The sequence below is a fragment of the Halobacillus sp. BBL2006 genome (assembly GCF_000786645.1).
Lineage (GTDB): Bacteria > Bacillota > Bacilli > Bacillales > Halobacillaceae > Halobacillus.
The window spans coordinates 1-616 of sequence record NZ_JRNX01000995.1 but is presented as its reverse complement, the minus strand read 5'-3'; the positions used below and the strand labels follow the sequence as shown (position 1 = coordinate 616).

General features: G+C 41.9%; 1 protein-coding gene. It reads left to right on the top strand.

Annotated features, from left to right (window positions below; all coding sequences use genetic code 11):
* Positions 1-503: hypothetical protein (locus LD39_RS23380; RefSeq protein WP_035554086.1), on the top strand; the 503-nt coding region annotated here is incomplete at its 5' end.
* Positions 504-616 lie beyond the last annotated feature (113 nt).

Genomic DNA, 616 nt, shown 5'->3' with positions numbered 1-616 from the left:
ATATGGCGGGTGAAAGCTATGGCAAGATTGAAGAAGAATCACCGTTTAAGCATAGAAACTCGTTTCTGCTTGCCGCTGTTATGTCCTATGGTGCGATTCGACCGGCAGAGTATAAAATGACAGACAACGATGGAAATCTTCTATATCGGATTGAGAAAAAAGGTGGGTTTACTTGGCGTGGCTATGTTCAGCATGCCGAAGGTGACTATGTCGCTTACACCGAAATTTCTAAAAATAAAGCAACAGCTCAACGAATCTATCGCTATGTGGAAAAAGAAGGCTGCCGCTGGAGTGCAGAAGGGGATGAGATGGTCGCCCACTTCAAGGTGAAAGATGCGGACGGCAGGATTTGGGCGGTTATCAAAAATGGTGCTGTTCCACTGGAAGCGGCCGAGCGTTTCAGTGATATTCAAGGTTCTATTGTAGAATGGAAGATTAGAGAAGAGATTCCTCATTCACTTCTAGCCTTTGTTTTTTTACTTCAAACCAGATATCAAATGTGAAATCAGACTCCCTGTTTTTGAAACAGGGAGTTTCTTAATACTTATAATTAAAAAATGATCAAACGAAGGTTATTCAACAAACGTGCAGAATTCTGTAAGACTCGATTTCGAGA